Annotated in this window: 14 protein-coding genes; 7 read left to right on the forward strand and 7 right to left on the reverse strand. The window is 42.5% G+C overall.

Annotation, left to right across the window (positions count from 1 at the left end):
- Nucleotides 1–76 precede the first annotated feature (76 nt).
- From PQ461_RS02765 to PQ461_RS02775, 3 genes are all read right to left on the reverse strand, one after another.
- Entirely contained in the window at nt 77–3,391 is a 3,315-nt protein-coding gene (locus PQ461_RS02765; RefSeq protein ID WP_274208104.1) for a vitamin B12-dependent ribonucleotide reductase, read from the reverse strand.
- A gap of 535 nt (nt 3,392–3,926) precedes the next feature.
- Nucleotides 3,927–5,363 carry a pyruvate kinase gene (gene pyk, locus PQ461_RS02770; RefSeq protein ID WP_274208105.1) on the reverse strand — a complete coding sequence of 479 codons (1,437 nt, stop codon included), beginning with the start codon at nt 5,361–5,363 and terminating at the stop codon, nt 3,927–3,929.
- Between the two features lie 91 nt (nt 5,364–5,454).
- A complete protein-coding gene (locus PQ461_RS02775) occupies nt 5,455–5,886 on the reverse strand; it encodes an IPExxxVDY family protein (RefSeq protein ID WP_274208106.1) in 432 nt (143 codons plus the stop codon).
- 145 nt (nt 5,887–6,031) lie between these two features.
- Here PQ461_RS02775 and PQ461_RS02780 point away from each other — a divergent pair, with 145 nt between their 5' ends.
- Genes PQ461_RS02780 through rnc form a run of 3 tightly spaced genes read left to right on the forward strand, consistent with a single transcriptional unit; the run spans nt 6,032 to nt 8,277 of the window.
- Nucleotides 6,032–6,268, forward strand: coding sequence for an acyl carrier protein (locus PQ461_RS02780; protein WP_008508386.1), 237 nt, complete (start codon nt 6,032–6,034; stop codon nt 6,266–6,268).
- Between the two features lie 19 nt (nt 6,269–6,287).
- Nucleotides 6,288–7,541, forward strand: a complete 1,254-nt coding sequence (gene fabF, locus PQ461_RS02785; protein WP_274208107.1) for a beta-ketoacyl-ACP synthase II — start codon at nt 6,288–6,290, stop codon at nt 7,539–7,541.
- Nucleotides 7,542–7,551: 10 nt separating this feature from the next.
- Nucleotides 7,552–8,277, forward strand: a complete 726-nt coding sequence (gene rnc, locus PQ461_RS02790; RefSeq protein ID WP_274208108.1) for a ribonuclease III — start codon at nt 7,552–7,554, stop codon at nt 8,275–8,277.
- Between the two features lie 8 nt (nt 8,278–8,285).
- Here the strand turns inward: rnc and PQ461_RS02795 are convergent, their stop codons facing one another.
- Both PQ461_RS02795 and PQ461_RS02800 read right to left on the reverse strand, forming a co-directional pair.
- Nucleotides 8,286–8,465, reverse strand: a complete 180-nt coding sequence (locus PQ461_RS02795; protein ID WP_274208109.1) for a hypothetical protein — start codon at nt 8,463–8,465, stop codon at nt 8,286–8,288.
- Complete coding sequence (locus PQ461_RS02800; RefSeq protein ID WP_274208110.1) at nt 8,462–9,199, reverse strand: hypothetical protein; 738 nt, start codon at nt 9,197–9,199, stop codon at nt 8,462–8,464. Before PQ461_RS02800 ends, PQ461_RS02795 begins: the two co-directional genes overlap by 4 nt.
- A gap of 200 nt (nt 9,200–9,399) precedes the next feature.
- Here PQ461_RS02800 and PQ461_RS02805 point away from each other — a divergent pair, with 200 nt between their 5' ends.
- The 4 genes from PQ461_RS02805 to nadD all read left to right on the forward strand — a co-directional run bounded on the left by PQ461_RS02805 (nt 9,400) and on the right by nadD (nt 13,177).
- Nucleotides 9,400–10,926: a SulP family inorganic anion transporter gene (locus tag PQ461_RS02805; protein ID WP_274208111.1), complete on the forward strand. Its 1,527-nt coding sequence runs from the start codon at nt 9,400–9,402 to the stop codon at nt 10,924–10,926.
- 71 nt (nt 10,927–10,997) lie between these two features.
- Entirely contained in the window at nt 10,998–11,873 is an 876-nt protein-coding gene (locus PQ461_RS02810; protein WP_274208112.1) for a YicC/YloC family endoribonuclease, read from the forward strand.
- A gap of 78 nt (nt 11,874–11,951) precedes the next feature.
- Complete coding sequence (gene gmk / locus PQ461_RS02815; RefSeq protein WP_274208113.1) at nt 11,952–12,521, forward strand: guanylate kinase; 570 nt, start codon at nt 11,952–11,954, stop codon at nt 12,519–12,521.
- 83 nt (nt 12,522–12,604) lie between these two features.
- Nucleotides 12,605–13,177: a nicotinate (nicotinamide) nucleotide adenylyltransferase gene (gene nadD / locus PQ461_RS02820; protein WP_274208114.1), complete on the forward strand. Its 573-nt coding sequence runs from the start codon at nt 12,605–12,607 to the stop codon at nt 13,175–13,177.
- Nucleotides 13,178–13,213: 36 nt separating this feature from the next.
- Here the strand turns inward: nadD and PQ461_RS02825 are convergent, their stop codons facing one another.
- Complete coding sequence (locus tag PQ461_RS02825; protein WP_274208115.1) at nt 13,214–13,816, reverse strand: flavodoxin family protein; 603 nt, start codon at nt 13,814–13,816, stop codon at nt 13,214–13,216.
- A gap of 68 nt (nt 13,817–13,884) precedes the next feature.
- Nucleotides 13,885–14,232 (reverse strand): four-helix bundle copper-binding protein, encoded by a 348-nt coding sequence (locus tag PQ461_RS02830; RefSeq protein ID WP_274208116.1) that lies wholly within the window; start codon nt 14,230–14,232, stop codon nt 13,885–13,887.
- Nucleotides 14,233–14,246 lie beyond the last annotated feature (14 nt).

Consider the following 14,246-nt stretch of genomic DNA (forward strand, 5'->3'; position numbering starts at 1 on the left):
CCGGGTCAATGGCAGGACTCACATCAAATTAACTATATTATGCAAAGCTGCAGCTTTGCTTGCAGGGGCTAATTGATTAACTACAACCCATAGAGTTACCGCAGTTTAAGCATTTATAACAGGTGCCGCTACGCACAGTAGTGTGTCCGCAGGTATTACATGCAGGGGCATCGCTTTGCACACCCATACTTAAATCAACACTAAGTTGTTTTTTAGCGCCGCTTTCTGATGTGGCTGCAATAGGCGCAGGTGTATAAATATTACTTTGGTCGGGGTTAAAATCATTATCCTCTAACTGTGGGTTACCCACCACTGCATTTTGTTCTGTAATTACATGTACCAGGTCGGTACGGTTCTGGTATTCATAACCCAGCATCCGGAAGATGTAATCTATAATAGATGTTGCGCTTTTGATATTAGCATGTCCCATTACCATACCTGCAGGTTCAAAGCGGGTAAAGGTAAACTTGTCTACATATTCTTCCAGCGGCACTCCGTACTGCAAGCCCACGGATACTGCTATGGCGAAGCAGTTCATTAATGAACGGAAGGTAGCACCCTCTTTGTGCATATCCACAAAGATTTCCCCTAAAGTGCCATCTTCATATTCGCCGGTGCGTACAAAAACAGTTTGCCCGTCTATGCTTGCTTTTTGGGTAAAACCGCGGCGTTTGGCCGGTAAGGTTTTCTTTTGCACCACACGGCTCAGTTTGCGCATAAAGCCGGTATCTTTTGATTTCTCGATGATGGCCATTGCCGCTTCCAGTACCTGCTCCTGTGTAAGGTCGCTTAGCTTTAATTCGGCAGCTTTACCTAAAACCTCTTCAACAGCTTCCAGTTTATCATCTTCTTCTTTTACATCGGATTTGGTAGATAACGGTTGCGATAATTTACAGCCATCGCGATAAAGTGCGTTAGCTTTTAATCCAAGCTTCCATGATAATTCATAGCAATCTTTAATCTCATCAACCTTAGCCTCATTAGGTAAATTGATGGTTTTAGATATGGCTCCTGAAAGGAAAGGCTGTGCGGCAGCCATCATTTTAATATGGCCATGTGCATGGATATAGCGTTCGCCTTTGGCGCCGCATTTATTGGCGCAATCGAATATCTCATAGTGCTCCTGTTTAAGGTAAGGCGCGCCTTCAATGGTCATAGTACCGCAAACGTATTCATTGGCTTCGGCTATTTGTTTGCTGTTAAAACCTAAGGCCCGCAACAGATTAAAGCTCATGGAATTGTAGGTTTCGGTAGTGAAGCCTAATCTCTTCAAGGCATCTTCGCCTAATGTCCATACGTTGAAGGCGAAGCCAATTTCAAAAGCAGAAACTACGGCTTTATCAAGTTTCTCAATCTCATCATCTGTAAAGCCTTTTGCTTTTAAGCTTTCGGGGTTGATGTGCGGTGCGCCCTTAATAGTAGCAGCACCTTTGGCATAATTTACTATGGCAGTAATTTCATGCTCCTGGTAACCTAAGTTTCTTAAAGCTTCAGGAACGGCCTGGTTGATGATCTTGAAGTAACCACCGCCTGATAGCTTTTTAAATTTCACCAGGGCAAAGTCTGGCTCTATGCCCGTTGTATCGCAGTCCATTACCAGGCCAATGGTGCCGGTTGGTGCAATAACGGTTGTTTGTGCATTGCGGTAGCCATGTTTTTCACCCATTTCCACAGCCTTATCCCAAGCATTGCAGGCAGCTGATAGCAAATAGTCGGGGCAGTTGCGCTGGTCTATACCCGGAGGCAAAATTTCTAAGCCTTCATAGTTCTCTGTCGAATTGTAGGCCGCGTAGCGGTGGTTACGCATTACACGCATCATGTGTTCACGGTTTTCTTTGAAACGGCGGAATGAGCCAAGCTCGCGCGCCATCTCGGCCGAGGTAGCATAAGCAGTACCGGTCATAATAGCGGTAATAGCGCCGCCAATAGCACGTGCTTTATCACTATCGTATGGAATACCGTTAACCATTAAGGCCGAACCCAGGTTGGCATAACCTAAACCAAGGGTACGGTAGTCGTATGATAGTTCGGCCACCTCTTTAGAAGGGAACTGTGCCATCAGTACAGAAATTTCCAATACGATGGTCCACACGCGGCAGCTATGTTCAAAGCCTTTCACATCAAACTGGCGGGTATGTTTATCAAAATAATGCGCCAGGTTAATGGATGCCAGGTTACATGCGGTGTTATCCAAAAACATGTATTCTGAACATGGGTTCGATGCATTGATGCGCCCACCTTCAGGGCAGGTATGCCACTCGTTGATAGTGCTGTCAAACTGCACACCCGGATCAGCACAAGCCCAGGCAGCAAAAGCGATGTCGTCCCAAAGTTTTTGTGCAGAGATCGACTTTACTGTTTTATTGTTCAAACGGCCAATCAAATCCCAGTTTGATCCGCTGTTTAAAGCTTTGAAAAAGCTGTTAGGAATACGGACAGAGTTGTTGGAGTTTTGACCTGATACGGTACGGTAGGCTTCACCTTCATAATCTGATGAATAACCGGCTGCAATCAATGCTGCTACTTTTTTCTCTTCTTCTACCTTCCAGTTTACAAAGCCTTCAATTTCCGGATGGTCCAGGTCAAGGCAAACCATTTTGGCTGCACGGCGTGTTGTTCCGCCTGATTTGATGGCACCCGCTGCACGGTCGCCAATTTTCAGGAACGACATTAAGCCTGATGAGTAACCGCCGCCGGATAGTTTTTCGTTTTCGCCACGGATGCGCGAAAAGTTGGTGCCTACTCCTGAGCCGTATTTGAATATACGTGCCTCGCGTACCCAAAGGTCCATAATGCCGCCTTCGTTCACCAGGTCGTCATCAACAGATAATATAAAACAGGCATGCGGCTGCGGGCGTTCGTAAGCCGAAGTCGACTTAGTCAATTTTTCAGTAATCGGGTCAACGTAATAATGCCCCTGTGGTTTACCTGTGATACCGTAAGATGTATGCAAGCCGGTATTGAACCATTGTGGCGAATTTGGTGCGGCCAACTGTCCAACTATCGTGTAAACTATTTCATCGTAAAATACCTGTGCATCCTGGGGGGAAGCAAAGTAACCGTAACGCATACCCCAATCTTTCCAGCAGTGGGCCATACGGTGTGCAACCTGTTTGATGCTTTTCTCTGAACCTAAGCTGCCATCGGGTTGAGGCACGCCGGCTTTGCGAAAATATTTTTGAGCAAGGATATCTGTAGCCACCTGCGACCATCCGGCCGGTACTTCAACATCATTCATTTCAAATACGGCATCGCCCGACGGATTACGTATCACCGACGATCGTTTTTCATATTTAAACAAATCATAAACATTTACACCCTCCCTGGTGAAATATCTGTCTAACTTAAGCCCTTTCTGGCCTCCTGGTTTTTTAGAAGTACTCTTGCCCATTTTGTTAAATATTTGTTAAAATAAGATAACCATAAGGTTCAGGCGTTTTAACTCAAATTTATCTATCGCAAATCCTTGTACAATCCGTAGTTTTCAACAGGTCTTTTACAAAACAGCCACTACAATGCGGTTGTGAATTTATTTGGCTCTTTTACAGGGCATTAAGGGTGTGGAAAACTATTGATATTGGAGTTTTTAAGGTTTTTTTTCTTAACTTGCGGGTCTGTTTAGGCACGTATATTGTAAAATGTATTAAAGTAGTTAAACTATAACATTAAATGTTTATCAAATAAACGTTAAACAAAAGCAAAAAGTCATGAGTTATCTAAGAATTTATTGGGATTTCCGTTTTGCAAAATTGGGTAAGCTTCAGGGTAAAGTTTGCAAAGCAAAGATCTACTAAAGGTAGGTACAACTAAATCCGGTGGGATATACGATATCCGCATTTATTATATAGCCGGACATCAAAAAAGGAATTAAATAAAAAGGGAATAATCATTTGATTATTCCCTTTTCTGTATCATTAAGTTTGTTGTTATTCTACAACAGTAACTTTTAGCATGTTGGTTTTGCCTTGTGCTTTGATAGGCACCGCTGCAGTATTAATTACCACATCGCCGGTTTCAACCAGGTTTTCAGTTTTAAGTATGCTGTTTACATCATTAATTGATTTATCAGTACTTTCTAAACCGTCATAGTAAAAGGCCTTTACACCCCAAAGCAAGCTTAATGTATTAAGCAGGTGCTGGTTTGATGTAAAAATGTAAGTATTGGCTTTAGGGCGGTGGCTCGAAATCTCGAACGCCGTATAGCCCGAAGTTGTCATGGAAACAATAGCCGAAGCATTGGTATGCTCTGCTAAATAAACAGCAGAACCGCAAAGCGCATCGCTTAAATAATTTGGCGAAGCAGGGTTTTCAACACTGTCTTTGTTTGCATAAAACGGATAGCCAAGTTCTTCAACGTTACGAACGATTTTAGCCATCGTTTCAATAACAATCAGCGGGAATTCGCCTACAGAAGTTTCACCGCTTAGCATCACCGCGTCGGCACCGTCTAAAACAGAGTTGGCAACGTCGTTAACCTCGGCACGTGTCGGGCGTGGCGTAGTGATCATTGACTCCAGCATCTGGGTAGCAACAATTACCGGTTTTGAAGCCGCACGGCATTTACGTGCAATCATTTTTTGCAACAAAGGCACTTCTTCAAGCGGCATCTCAACACCAAGGTCACCGCGGGCAACCATTACACCGTCTGTTTCGGCAATAATAGCGTCTATGTTGTCAATAGCTTCCGGTTTTTCGATCTTGGCAATTACGCGTGCCGATTTATTATTGCGGGCAATGATGCGTTTAAGGTCAATAATATCCTGTGCGTTACGTACAAATGATAAGCCTATCCACTCTACATCGCTTTGTAAAGCAAATTCAAGGTTTTCGATGTCTTCTTCAGTTAAGCTTGGGATAGACACCTTAGTATTAGGAAGGTTAACACCCTTGCGTGAAGTTAAGATGCCACCATGCAGTACTTCGCAGATAACAGTATCTTTTCTGTTGGTTTCAACTACTTTAAGCTGTAGTTTACCGTCGTCAAGCAATATGGTTTCACCAGCTTTAACATCCTGAGGGAACGACTCGTAAGTAATATATATCTGCTCGTCGTCGCCGATGCACTCATTGGTTGTAATTTTAACCTGTTTGCCATTTACTAAATGTACACCGCCATCTTTAACCAGGCCAATGCGGATTTTAGGGCCTTGTAAATCGGCCAGGATGCCAACATTAAGCTTGTATTGCTGGTTAATATCGCGGATCAGATCGATCACTTTCTGATGATCTTCGGGCTTACCGTGCGAAAAATTTAAGCGGCACACGTTTACGCCCGCCTGGATCATGGCTAATAACACATCCCTCTTGGCCGAGGCTGGGCCCATTGTAGCCACAATTTTAGTTCTGTTGTTAGATAGTTTCATATATTAATCGGGTCTGACTTTCTAATTTATAATGTTAATTGTATCAAGTATGTTGCAAATAGTGTCCGATTGACGCTTTTGAAAAACCGCGCTAAAATAAGAGATTTTCGCGTGATTTTATTTTTTTAGGATCAATCTTTACAGCGGCTACTATATCAGGTATTTTATTTAACATAGAGATAATATCTTCCAGATCCTGTGGGTCAATGTAGTTCTTTATCATTAAAAAATAATCTACTTCACGCATTTCTGGTATTAATAATCCATCTGATCCTTTGTTGGCAATAAAGTAAAAGTCGGTTTCGCTGGCCTCCCAGTAATGATTAAAGACCGAAAACCGTGCCGGGTCATCGTTATGATGTATATCAACCTCAAGGTCTGGCTGGCGTACAAAATTAAACCGCAACTGCTTGTTTATATAGTAGCAAATACGGTAATCTTTTAAGGAAGATGTAACAGCTATAAGTACAAAATCAAGGTCGATCTCAAACTTTAATACGCGCTTGTTCAAAGTTAGTTGCATTATTATAAGAAGGTAAAGCTACTGATTTGAAACACTTAGCGTAAACATTTGTTATTTTTTACTGTAAAGATTTTAGATTTGATATTTAAAGGAATTTACTTTTCTTTGCACAGAAAATTTATTAATCAATTAAACATCAAAGACCATGTCTGATATCGCTTCAAGAGTAAAAGCTATTATCGTAGAAAAATTAGGTGTTGACGAAAGTGAAGTAACACCAGAAGCAAGCTTCACCAACGACCTTGGTGCAGACTCGTTAGACACCGTGGAATTAATCATGGAGTTTGAAAAAGAATTTAACGTGGCTATTCCTGACGATCAGGCTGAGACTATTGGTACTGTTGGCCAGGCTATCGCTTACCTTGAAAAAAACGTTAAATAAGCTCCCTTACTACGTTTAAATGGAGTTTAAAAGAGTTGTAGTAACCGGGCTTGGCGCACTTACTCCAATTGGAAACACCGTTGCAGAATACTGGAGCGGGTTGATCAATGGAGTGAGTGGGGCTGCCTTTATCAAAAGTTTTGATACAACCCATTTCAAAACCAAGTTTGCCTGCGAGGTAAAGAATTTTGATGCCGATGCGTTTCTGGGCCGTAAAGATGCCCGGAAGCTGGATCCTTTTGTGCATTATGCACTGTTTTCAACAGAAGAAGCTGTTAAAGATGCCGAACTGAATTTTGACACCTTAGATACCAATCGTATCGGTGTGATCTGGGGTTCGGGTATCGGCGGCTTAAAAACCTTTCTGGACGAAGTAGTGAATTTTGCTAAAGGTGACGGTTCGCCGCGGTTTAATCCTTTCTTTATCCCTAAAATGATTGCTGATATCGCCCCGGGCCATATCTCCATCAAATACGGCTTACGCGGACCGAACTTTACCACTGTATCTGCCTGCGCATCATCAAACAATTCGCTTATTGACGCCTTTAACTACATCCGTTTAGGCAAAGCGAACATGTTTATCACAGGCGGTTCAGAGGCGATTATTAATGAGGCCGGTATTGGCGGTTTTAACGCCATGCATGCGCTTTCTACCCGCAATGATGACCCTGCAACGGCATCGCGCCCGTTTGATCTTGACCGCGACGGTTTTGTTGCCGGTGAAGGTGCAGGTACCATTATACTGGAAGAGCTGGAGCATGCCAAAGCACGTGGTGCAAAAATTTATGCTGAAATGGTAGGCGGTGGCATGAGTGCCGATGCTTATCACATGACAGCTCCGCATCCCGAAGGCTTAGGTGCTGCCCTGGTAATGAAAGCTGCCCTTGAAGATGCTAATATGACACCTGCAGATATTGATTACGTTAACGTACACGGTACGTCAACGCCTATCGGCGACCCACAGGAAGTTAAAGCTATAACAGATGCTTACGGTGATGATGTTTACCGCATTAATATCAGCTCGACCAAATCAATGACCGGTCACCTTTTAGGTGCTGCCGGTGCGGTTGAAGCTATTGCGGCCATCCTTGCTGTTAAAAATGATATCATTCCGCCAACCATCAACCACTTTACTGATGATCCGGCATTTGACAATCGTATTAACTTTACCTTTAACCAGGCGCAAAAACGTGTTGTGCGCGCTGCACAAAGCAATGGCTTTGGTTTTGGTGGGCATAATGCTTCTGTGATATTTAAAAAATACCAAGATTAAGTGTGTTTGAATGCCAGTAAGACGGTTTTATAAGCTTTACTTATCACCAAGCAGGAAATACGTAAAAACATTAAAAAATTTGCTCGGCTTTGTGCCGGGCAATTTGTCTTTATACCGGTTAGCATTTCGGCATAAGTCGGTTGCGCAAAGTGTAAAGAAGGGTGTTAAAAACAGTAATGAAAGGCTTGAATTTTTAGGCGATGCCGTGTTAGGCAGCGTTGTTGCCGAGGTGCTTTTTAAATTGTACCCCTACAAAGACGAAGGCTTTTTAACCGAGCTGCGTTCAAAAATAGTTAATCGTGTTAACCTTAATCAGCTGGGGCGTAAACTGGGGTTTGAAAAACTGGTGGAGTACGATAGCCGCATGATCAGTAATACCCGCCAGGGATCACTTTTAGGCGATGCTTTTGAAGCTTTGGTAGGTGCTGTATACCTGGATAAGGGATATGATTTTACCAAAAACTTTCTGATCAATCACATCATTAAGCCGCACATTGATATCCATACATTAGAGCAAACCGAAACTAATTTTAAGAGCAAGCTGATTGAATGGTGCCAGCGCCACGGCAAAGATATTCTTTTTGAGCATATCACTAATCAGGATGGCGAAAGCAGCAAATTGTTTACGATTTGTGTAAACATTGACGGCGATATTATGGGTACCGGTAAAGAATTCAGTAAAAAGCTTGCCGAGAAACTGGCCGCAGAAAAAGCCTGCGAAGCTTTAGGGATATAAAAGTATTTTTATCGCGCTTCGGGCAAATCCATCCAAACTACTTCTCCGTCTGAAATAGCTTTAGTAAAACTTACCACCCATTTTTGACCAGAATCGTTAGCTAATTCAATATCGATATAGTTACCTTCAACTTCTTTCGGATCAGGTAATCGCTCGCGGGCTTGTTTAATAAGTTCTTTATTGATCATGGCTTTGAATGGAATATATCTACAGGTGCCTGGTAACCGACCTTCTTAAATGTTTCATATGATTTTTTAATATAGGCGATAATATCATAATCAGCCCATTTCTTCAGATCATCATATGATGGCCGATAGTTTTCCATAAAATGTTTAAGATCATCACCGGTTAAACCTGTAGTTTTCGATACCAGTTCGGGCGTATACCTGCGGTCAACCTCGGTGGCTTCCTGCTCGCGTTTGGCATATTTTATAAAACGCTTTTCATTTTTGGCATCCTTGCCAAATAACTCGTGCAAGGTGGTAAGCGGGTTAAAAATGCGTGCCAATACCGGTGGATCGCCATCAAAATATATACCCTTCTTGCGGTAGTCCGTAATTACCCCGTTAAGTTCCTGCTTTTTGGTTTGCCCCTGTATGGTAACCTGATCCAGGGTAATACTTGGCAATAAAGTGATATATAAGGGGCTGTAGCTGTCGACACCTTGCTTATAGGGTGTAAAGCCCTCTTTCTCTACAAGGATAGTGTCGCCAATACTTGCTTTGATGATAAATTCTCCGTAGAAATTACTTTTGCAGCTCTCGTTGGTCTTTAGGTTGGTGATGGTTGCAGCCGCAATCTTCTCCAGCATTCCTTTTTTAAACAAGATGCCACGTACATATTCAGCCTGCTGTGCTTTTGTAAGCAAAGGCATAAACAGCATAGCCAGCAGCACGTATTTAGAAAAAAAGTTTTTGAGCATACCCTTGGTAAATATACATATAACAACGTTTGGTAAATGTGAAAAAGTGTTAAACACTCCGTAAAGCTATATCGGTCGTTGCCTTTAAGTTAAAGTTTTTATCTTTGTGATATGTGAATACTCCACGTCCTAATGCCTGATTGTGCAGGCCATTTCTTTACCATATTTCACTTATCTGTTTATTTTTCTATTAACTGAGGATGAAGCCTTATTTGCGTCTTTTTGACTTTTCACAAAAAATTAATTATAAAAACGAAATCCTGGCAGGGCTAACCGTAGCCATGACCATGATCCCTGAATCATTATCTTTTGCCATACTTGCCGGTTTTCCGCCGCTGGTGGGTTTATATGCTGCCCTTATTATGGGTTTAGTTACCGCAATTTTTGGCGGCAGGCCGGGCCTGGTATCAGGCGGGGCGGGCGCTACCGTAGTGGTTTTAATAGCACTTATGAAATCTAACGGGATCGAATATGTGTTTGCAGCAGTAGCTTTAGCGGGTGTTATCCAGATATTGATCGGGGTTTTCAAACTGGGGAAATTTATAAGACTGGTACCGCAGCCTGTAATGTATGGCTTTGTAAACGGACTTGCCGTTATCATTTTTATGGCCCAGTTAGAACAATTTAAACACGTAGTTGACGGGCAAGAGCAATGGCTTACCGGGCAGCCATTGTTTATAATGGGCGCACTTGTGGCTTTAACAATAGCCATTATTCTGCTGCTGCCTAAAATAACAAAGGCAATCCCGCCATCGTTGGTGGCAATAATTGTGGTTTTTGCATTGGTACTGGGGTTTGGCATTCCTACTAAAGTGGTAAGAGACATTGCTGCGGTAAGCGGCAGTTTGCCCCCTTTCCATGTACCGCAGGTGCCGTTTAATTTAAATACATTGCAGATCGTGCTTCCTTATGCGCTAATTATGTCATGCGTAGGCTTAACAGAAGGCCTGCTTACTTTAAATCTGGTTGACGAGATGACAGGTACCAAAGGCAATAGTAACCGCGAGTGTATAGCGCAGGGCAGCGCAAACATGCTGAACGGGTTTTTCTTCGGCATGGGCGGCTGCCCCATGATTGCGCAAACACTGGTCAATCTTTCTGCCGGTGCAAGAGCAAGGCTGTCGGGTATTATAGCTGCGTTAACTATTTTGTTAATTATACTGGCAGGTGCCCCTGTTATTGAACGTGTGCCTATGGCTGCATTAACAGGTGTAATGATTATGGTAGCCGTAGGTACTTTTGAGTGGGTTAGTTTTCGTATCATTAACAAAATGCCTAAGCAGGATATTTTTGTAGGCATATTGGTGGCTGTAATTACCGTATGGCTGCATAACCTTGCACTTGCTGTACTTATTGGTGTTATTATTTCGGCATTGGTGTTTGCATGGGAAAGTGCTAAGCGCATCAGGGCACGTAAGTATCTCGACGAAAAAGGTACAAAGCATTATGAAATATATGGCCCGCTCTTTTTCGGTTCGGTAACGGCATTTAACGAAAAATTTGATGTAACAAATGATCCGGAACAGGTAATTATTGATTTTAAAGACAGCCGCGTAGCTGATATGTCGGCAATTGAAGCTTTGAACAAACTTACCGAACGGTATCATAAAGCAGGCAAAACCCTGCACCTTAAACACCTGAGCGGTGATTGCAGACGCTTACTGAAAAATGCCGAAGATATAATCGATGTTAATATTGTGGAAGACCCTGCATATGTAATAGAGTGATTTACAAATCACTTTAATGCGTAGCTCAATTCTGCCAGTCCAATAAATCACAAAAAAACTTATCTTTGCACATGTTAAAGTCAATGACAGGGTACGGCATTGCTGTAACCGACTCTGGCAGCACCAAATATACGGTAGAGATCAAATCTCTGAACAGCAAGTTTCTCGAGCTGTCGCTGCGCATGCCTAAAGCTTTGTCTGATAAAGAATTTCAGTTGCGTACCGAATGCAACAAGCAGATAGAACGTGGTAAGGTAAATCTGAGCATCAATATTGAATATGCCGATGCGCAAAATAAAGCGGCCGGTATCAATACCGAACTGCTAAAGCATTATTACAACCAGTTAAAAGCAGCAAGTGAGGCTTTAAACGAGCCGGCAAATAATCTGCTGCAATTGGCTTTAGGCTTGCCCGAAGTAGTGAAATTTGATGAAGATACCCTGTCTGAAGACGAATGGAAACAGGCAGAAAGCACCTTTAAACAGGCATTGGCAGCATTTCAAAAATTCAGGGTGGATGAGGGCAACGTATTGGAGCAGGAGCTTAAAAACCGTATTGCTATCATACTGAATAACCTTGAACTGGTAGTTAACGAAGAGCCTAAACGTGTAGCCATTGTTCGCGAGCGTTTAGATAATTATTTGGCTGAGGCTGTAGGGCGTGAAAATGTAGATCAGAACAGGCTTGAGCAGGAGTTGATCTATTATATTGACAAGCTGGATATTACTGAAGAAAAGGTGCGCTTAAAAAGCCATTGCGATTACTTTTTAGAAACGCTGAAAAGTGACGACGCTAATGGTAAAAAGCTTGGATTTATATCGCAGGAAATTGGGCGAGAAATAAACACCCTCGGCTCAAAAGCAAATGATGCCGCTATACAAAAATTGGTAGTAGGTATGAAAGAAGAGCTTGAAAAGATCAAAGAGCAATTATTAAACGTGTTATAATAGTTATCGAGTTACTGTGTTACTCAGTATTAGTACACATTAGCTAATGACTCAATAACCCCAAACAAGTAATAACAAATGACCGAAGGCAAACTGGTTATATTTTCTGCACCGTCGGGAGCCGGTAAAACAACAATTGTACATCATTTGCTGGGCAAAATGCCCGAACTTGAATTTTCTATCTCGGCTACTACACGTGAGGCACGCGGCGATGAAGTAAATGGTAAGGATTACTATTTCATCAGCAAGGAGGAGTTTCTGCACCGTATTGCAAAAAAGCAGTTTGTAGAGTTTGAGGAAGTATACACCGGTACATTTTACGGCACCCTGCGCGAAGAAATTGAACGCATTTGGGCTACGGGTAAAACCGTGATTTTTGATATTGACGTAGAAGGCGGATTACACCTTAAACGTAAATACCAGGATCAGGCATTGGCGATATTTGTGCAACCGCCATCATTAGAGGTTTTAAAAGAACGATTAACAGGGCGCGGTACAGATAGTCCTCAAAAATTATCTGAGCGGTTTGAAAAGGCGGAGAAGGAACTTAACTATGCTCCTAAGTTTGATGTGATCTTAAAAAATTACGATCTGGATGTTGCCTGTGCAGAAGCTGAATCGCTGGTACGGAATTTTATAAGCGCTTAATTTAAAAATATCGCAAGTATTTTTTGTTTTTATTGATTTTTTTTCAATAAATTAGGGTAAACGTTGTGTTATAAGTTTGTGAAATGAAGATCGGTTTACTATTTGGTTCTTTTAATCCTATACATATTGGCCACTTGATTATAGCAAACTATATGGCCAATCATACAGAACTGGATAAAGTATGGCTGGTTGTATCTCCACAAAACCCATTTAAAAAATACGGGGATCTGATTAATACTTATGACCGGCTGGAGATGGCCCGCCTGGCTACCGATAACGCGCAAAATATAGAGGTAAGTGATGTGGAGCTTAAAATGCCGCAGCCTTCTTACACCATTGACACGCTCACTTTACTTAAAGAGAAATACCCGCAGCATGAGTTTGCACTGATTATGGGTTCAGACAATCTTGTGTCATTGCATAAATGGAAAAACTCTAAACTGATACTGCGCGATTACCGCATTTTTGTTTATCCGCGCCCCGGGTATGAAAACGCCGAACTGGCCAACCATCCATCTGTTACGATCACCATGACACCCCTTATGGAGCTGTCGGCAACATTTATCCGGAAATCAATTGCTGCAAAAAAGAACGTGCAGTATTTTGTTCCAGACACTGTTTTAAAATTTATTGAAAACAAAAACCTTTACAGGTAATTTAAGCGTAGAAAGCAGTGCCGGCTTTCGTTATTTTTAACTTCCGGAATTAATCGGGGTTGCTCTCAATGCCTTTGCAACTGCAACCAGATTAGCCGCTGCTGACTTTGCCGTTTTTACCGACCACTCTTTCCTGAAATCAGTTTTTAAATAGGATGTACCCGGACCAGGACCATTGTTCCAATAGGTGTAGCTTTGTGGCGCTATAGTGAAGCCAACATCCATTAATGCACCGGCCATTTCAACCACTACGTGCCTTGCACCATCTTCATCTCCTGTTACTACAAAGCCTGCCACTTTGTTAAACGTTACCGGATAGCCTTTATCATCCTGCATATTATAAGTGCCATTCAAACGCTCCAATACACGCATGGCAATGCTCGACATGCTGGCCATCCACGTAGGGCTGGCCATAACTAAAATATCACTCGCCAATATCTCTTTAAGTATATCTGGCCATGCATCGCCGTTGCCCATATCAGATTTGGGGCCGGTATGCACGTCATGGTCAACAATGCGTATCATTTTTACATCGGCTCCAAGCCGTTGCAGTTCGTCCATCACTTCGGTTGCTAAAGCTTCGGTGTTTGATTGCAGCGGCGAAGGTTTAAGGGTGCAGTTTAAGATCAATGCTTTCATAAGGTGTTATAAAATAAAAAGCTGATATGTATGATACCAGCTTTTACAATAATTGTTTAACAATGTGATTAGTCTTGCGTTACCGGTTCATGATGCGCGTGGCATGCCTCTGCACATTTGCGGCATGCTTCTGCGCAACGCTGGCAATGTTCCATGTCATGTTTGCCGCATTCGTCAGCGCAAAGCCTGCATATTTCCTCGCAGATAACAAGGTACTGGTGTGCAATTACCGAATTGCGCTGTAATAATCTTGCCGCCTGGCTGCAGATATCAGCACAGTCGCGGTCGAGGCGTATACATTGCGCCATTGACTTTACATCATCTTCTCCTAAACAGCTGGTAGCGCAGTTTTCGCAAGCTAAAACACAGTCGAGCAGTGTTTGAATAAGCTGCTGGTGGTTATGTTGTTGTTCCATAATAATAAGTCTTT

Origin of the sequence: Mucilaginibacter sp. KACC 22063 (assembly GCF_028736115.1) — a bacterium.
Classification (GTDB): Bacteria; Bacteroidota; Bacteroidia; order Sphingobacteriales; family Sphingobacteriaceae; genus Mucilaginibacter.